At 68.7% G+C, this 4,455-nt stretch carries 4 protein-coding genes; 2 read left to right on the top strand and 2 right to left on the bottom strand.

What is annotated here, in order from left to right:
• Positions 1-97: 97 nt before the first annotated feature.
• The gene (locus FKP22_RS22070; protein ID WP_141289839.1) at positions 98-1,564 is read left to right on the top strand and encodes a M20 family metallopeptidase; all 1,467 of its coding nucleotides are present in this window, start codon (positions 98-100) and stop codon (positions 1,562-1,564) included.
• A 120-nt stretch (positions 1,565-1,684) separates the two neighbouring features.
• On the opposite strand, the gene FKP22_RS22065 is transcribed toward FKP22_RS22070, so the two are convergent.
• On the bottom strand, positions 1,685-1,969 hold the full coding sequence (locus tag FKP22_RS22065) for a DUF4148 domain-containing protein (protein WP_141289838.1): 285 nt from the start codon (positions 1,967-1,969) through the stop codon (positions 1,685-1,687).
• Between the two features lie 165 nt (positions 1,970-2,134).
• Here FKP22_RS22065 and FKP22_RS22060 point away from each other — a divergent pair, with 165 nt between their 5' ends.
• Positions 2,135-3,172, top strand: a complete 1,038-nt coding sequence (locus tag FKP22_RS22060) for a LysR family transcriptional regulator (RefSeq protein WP_141289837.1) — start codon at positions 2,135-2,137, stop codon at positions 3,170-3,172.
• Positions 3,173-3,227: 55 nt separating this feature from the next.
• Here FKP22_RS22060 and FKP22_RS22055 read toward each other — a convergent pair whose 3' ends face one another.
• Complete coding sequence (locus tag FKP22_RS22055) at positions 3,228-4,331, bottom strand: aminoglycoside phosphotransferase family protein (protein WP_141289836.1); 1,104 nt, start codon at positions 4,329-4,331, stop codon at positions 3,228-3,230.
• Positions 4,332-4,455: the final 124 nt, after the last annotated feature.

Raw genomic sequence — 4,455 nt, 5'->3', positions numbered from 1 at the left:
TGGGTTGGCGCCCGTTGGGGTGCGCTGCCACAGGGCCGATCCGGCCCGTTCCCGTCCAGCACCGCGCCGGCACCCGGCGCGCCGGAGGCTTCACACCATGAATGCACCTGAAAAACTGCCCGGCCTCGATTCGGCACAACTGAATCGGTTCGTCACCGAGGCCTGGAGCGAGCGCATCGTTCCGAACCTGGTCGACTACATCGCAGTGCCGGCCAAGAGCCCGATGTTCGACCCCGACTGGGCCGCGCACGGCCTGATCGACCGCGTGGTGCGCGACGCCGCGGCCTGGGTCGAGGGCCGCAAGGTGCCGGGGCTGAAGCTGGAGGTCATCCGCGGCGAAGGCCGCACGCCGGTGATCTTCTTCGAGGTCGAGTCGACCAAGCCCGGTAGCACGCAGACGGTGCTGATGTACGGCCACCTGGACAAGCAGCCCGAGTTCAACGGCTGGCGCTCGGACCTGGGCCCGTGGACGCCCAAGCTGGAGGACGGCAAGCTCTATGGCCGCGGCGGCGCGGACGATGGTTACGCGGTCTATGCCGCAGTCAGCGCGATCGAGGCGCTGAAGGCGCAGCATGCGCCGCACCCGCGCATCGTCGGCCTGATCGAGAGCTGCGAGGAATCCGGCTCGTTCGACCTGCCGTTGTACCTGGAACAGCTGAAGGACAGGCTGGGCGACGTGAGCCTGGTGGTCTGCCTGGATTCGGGCGCCGGCAATTACGACCAGCTGTGGCTGACGACCAGCCTGCGCGGCAACATCACCGGCGCGCTGAAGGTCGAGATCCTGACCGAGGGCATCCACTCGGGCGACGCCAGCGGGCTGGTGCCGTCGAGCTTCCGCATCATGCGGCAGGTGCTGGACCGGCTGGAAGATTCCGCCACCGGCCGGCTGCTGCCGCCGGTCTTCCACTGCGAAGTGCCGGCCTCGCGCGTGGCGCAGGCCCAGGCCACGGCCGACATCCTCGGCGACGAGGTCTGGAAGCGCTACCCCTGGGCCTGCGGCGCCGACGGCGGCGCGACCTTGCCCACCACCACCGACCCGGTGCAGGCGCTGCTGAACCGCACCTGGCGGCCCACGCTGTCGGTCACTGGCGTGGAAGGCATGCCGTCGCTGGAAAACGCCGGCAACGTGCTGCGGCCCTACACCGCGTTCAAGCTCTCGCTGCGGCTGCCGCCGCTGGTGCAGGGCCACGAGGCGGCGGTGCAGCTGAAGGCGCTGCTGGAAGACAACGCGCCCTACAACGCCAAGGTCACCTTCGTGCCGGATGGCCGCGTGGGCCAATGGGGGGCGACCGGCTGGGACGCGCCTGAACTCTCGCCGTGGCTGGAGACGGCGATGGACCAGTCCTCGCGCAGGCACTTCGGCGCACCGCTGGGCTACATCGGCCAGGGTGGCACCATCCCGCTGATGAGCCTGCTGCAGCAGGGCTTCCCGAAGGCGCAGATGATGGTTTGCGGCGTGCTGGGTCCGAAGAGCAATGCGCACGGGCCCAACGAGTTCCTGCACATTGGCTACGGCACACGGCTGACGGCGGCGGTGGCCGAGGTCATCGCGGCCCATCCCTGAACGTGGCCGTCAAGGGCAGCTGCCGGCTCAGGACGTGAAAAAGCGGGCCTCAAGCCCGCTTTGGTTCTGGCGTGTCTGGCAGACCTGGCCCTCGGGGACCAAGCTGCCGTTGCCCCGCGCTCACTGGGCGCTGGTCTTGGTTTCGGTGTCGGGGGTCTTGGTGGTCGCCGGGGTGCTGGCAGCAAACGCGGTGGGCGCCTGGACGCGGACGCGACGCGGGGTCTGCATGACTTCCTGGTCGGCGAAGTTCATTTCGCCATTGGCGCGGGCCTGGGCCAGTTCGGCCAGCACTTCGGCACGGGTACGCGGCTGGTCGGCCTTGTCGGCGGCCTGGGCCACGTTCAGGGTGGCGACAGATGCCAGCAGCAGGCCGGCAACCATGGAAGCGGAGGAGAAGCGGGTCATCTGAGTTCCTTTCGTTTCGGCCCAGGGTTAGTGCCGATAGGGTTGAACTGTAGAGATTTGGATCGAAGGAATAAATAAGGTTTGCGCACACGCAGTGTTCTCGTTTCGCAAACAATCGAAACGGCGCTGCCGGTCCCTCAGTCTTTGAATTCCTGGAGTGCTTGCATGCCCACCTTGCGCGCCATGCGGGTGTTTGCCCGTGTCGTCGACGAAGGCAGCCTGGCTGCCGCGGCCCGCGCGCTGGACCTGGCACCGGCCGTCGTGACCCGGCTGATTTCTGAGCTGGAGACGCACCTTGACGCCCGGCTGCTGAACCGCACCACGCGCCGGTTGTCGTTGACCGAAACCGGCGAGGCTTACCTGGAGCGGGTGCGGCAGATCCTGGCCGACATCGACGAAGCCGAGGCCATGACTTCGGCTTCGGTGCACGAGCCGCGCGGCCATGTGCGGCTGCTGACCGCGCCGGCCTTCGCCGTGCACCAGATCGCCAAGCTGCTGCCGCGCTTCCATGCGCTGTACCCGCACGTGACGCTGGAGATCACCGCACCCGGCGCGGTAGAGGCGGTCGACGAGAGCTTTGACCTGACGCTGGTGCACACCCGCAAGCCGCTGGACGGCCAGTTCGTGGCCCGCCGGCTGGCGCGCACCGAGGTGATCTGCTGCGCCTCGCCCGAGTACCTGGACAAACGCGGCCGGCCGCAGCACCCGGCCGAGTTCAAGCAGCACGACATGCTGATCCCGCCGGCTTCAGAGGTGACACGCGGCGTCACCTTCTACCGATGCGGCGCGAAGGAGGGCGACGCCGGGCCGGACGTGGTCCACATGGTGCCGCGCCGCGGCGTGTTGAGCACCCTGCATGTGGACGCCAACTACGCCGCTGCGCTGGCTGGCCTGGGCATTGCCGGCCTGCCGTCCTTCGTGGCCGAAGACGCGCTGATGGAGCATGCGCTGGAGCGTGTCATCCCCGAATGGCGGCTCTACAGCCAGACGCTGTGGCTGTGCATGCCCACGCGCCATCACCTGCCGGCCCGCACCCGCGCGCTGCGCGATTTCCTGGTCGAGGCATTTGGCGGCGAGGACCGGGACCCGTGGCTGGCCGCAGCCGGTTGCGAGACACGCCCGTTTGCGGCCGACTGCGTCAAGGCACTTGAAACCGTGGCTGACGCGAGCTCAGCGCCCGCAGGGCCGCCCCAAGGGCGCTGAGCCAACCCGCTCGGCGGGTGGTCTCGCGTACCCGCGAGGCCGGGGGTGCGCCATGTCAAAAGGTGTAGCCGGTGCTCAGCTTGGCCTGTTGCATCGGCTCGATCAGCGCGAGCAGCGGCTTCAGCGGCTGGTAGCGCAGCGCCACTTTGTTCGCGTAGGCAAAGAAGCGTGGCAGGTCTTCGCTGTAGCGCGGTTTGCCGTCGCGGTGCTTCAGGCGACAGAAGATGCCCAGGATCTTCAGGTGGCGCTGCAGGCCCATCCATTCGAGCTGGCGCCAGAACTCGCCAAAGTCCTCGTCCACCGGCAGCCCGGCCTTGCGCGCGGCCTGCCAGTAGCGCACGGCCCAATCCAGTTCCTGCTCTTCGTCCCAGGACAGGAAGGCATCGCGCAGCAGCGAGGCCACGTCGTAGCTGATGGGGCCGCGCACGGCGTCCTGGAAGTCCAGGATGGCCGGGTTCGGGTCGGCCACCATCAGGTTGCGCGGCATCCAGTCGCGGTGCACCGCCACGGTGGGCTGCGCCAGCGCGCTGGCCACCAGCCGGTCGCACACCAACTGCCAGCGGGCGTGTTGCTCGGCTGTCCAGGTGATGCCGAATTCGCGCTGCACGCACCATTCGGGGAACAGCGCCAGCTCGCGGCGCAGCAGCGCGTCGTCGTACGGCGGCAACGGTGTCGCGTCGACATGGCCCTGCCACTGCACCAGCGCACGGATCGCGTCGCGCATCAGCTTGTCGGCCTGGGCACAGTCCTCGGCCTGCAGGGCGTCGAGGTACAGCGTGCGGCCCAGGTCGCTGAGCAACAGGAAACCTTGTTCGGCGTCGCAGGCCAGCACCTGCGGGCCGTGCAGTCCCGCCTGCTGGATCAGCCCGGCAACCTGCACAAACGGCGCCACATCTTCCAGCGGCGGCGGCGCGTCCATCACGATCAGGGTGGAAAGCGGCATGCCGGCCGGCTGTGCCTGGATGCGGAAATAGCGCCGGAAGCTGGCGTCGGCCGAGGCGGCCTCCAGGCTGGCCACTTGCAGGCCGTGCGAGGCCACCAGCGGCTGTAGCCATTGCTCGAAGGCCAGGCGTCGGCCTGCATTGCCCCAGGCGATGCGGGCGGGGCATTGCACGGGGGCCACGGGGGGCGAAGCGGGGGCGGGAGGTTCAGGTGTCATCAGGGCATGCCGGCTGGCCACGGCCTGCCGCGGCAGGGTTCACACCTTGGCGCCTTCGCCTGGAAGGGCTTCGGTGCGGGCCGCTTGGGGCGGCCGGGCAGGGCTCATGGATAATCTTCATTCT

It is taken from the genome of Ideonella azotifigens, from assembly GCF_006519715.1.
In the GTDB taxonomy this organism is placed as follows: domain Bacteria; phylum Pseudomonadota; class Gammaproteobacteria; order Burkholderiales; family Burkholderiaceae_C; genus Ideonella; species Ideonella azotifigens.
This window is presented reverse-complemented; position numbering and strand designations above follow the sequence as displayed.

Bases quoted from the DNA above. Each gene is read 5' to 3' on its own strand.
- FKP22_RS22070 (WP_141289839.1), top strand. From the start codon at position 98: ATGAATGCACCTGAAAAACTGCCCGGCCTCGATTCGGCACAACTGAAT.
- FKP22_RS22065 (WP_141289838.1), bottom strand. From the start codon at position 1,969: ATGACCCGCTTCTCCTCCGCTTCCATGGTTGCCGGCCTGCTGCTGGCA.
- FKP22_RS22060 (WP_141289837.1), top strand. From the start codon at position 2,135: ATGCCCACCTTGCGCGCCATGCGGGTGTTTGCCCGTGTCGTCGACGAA.
- FKP22_RS22055 (WP_141289836.1), bottom strand. From the start codon at position 4,331: ATGACACCTGAACCTCCCGCCCCCGCTTCGCCCCCCGTGGCCCCCGTG.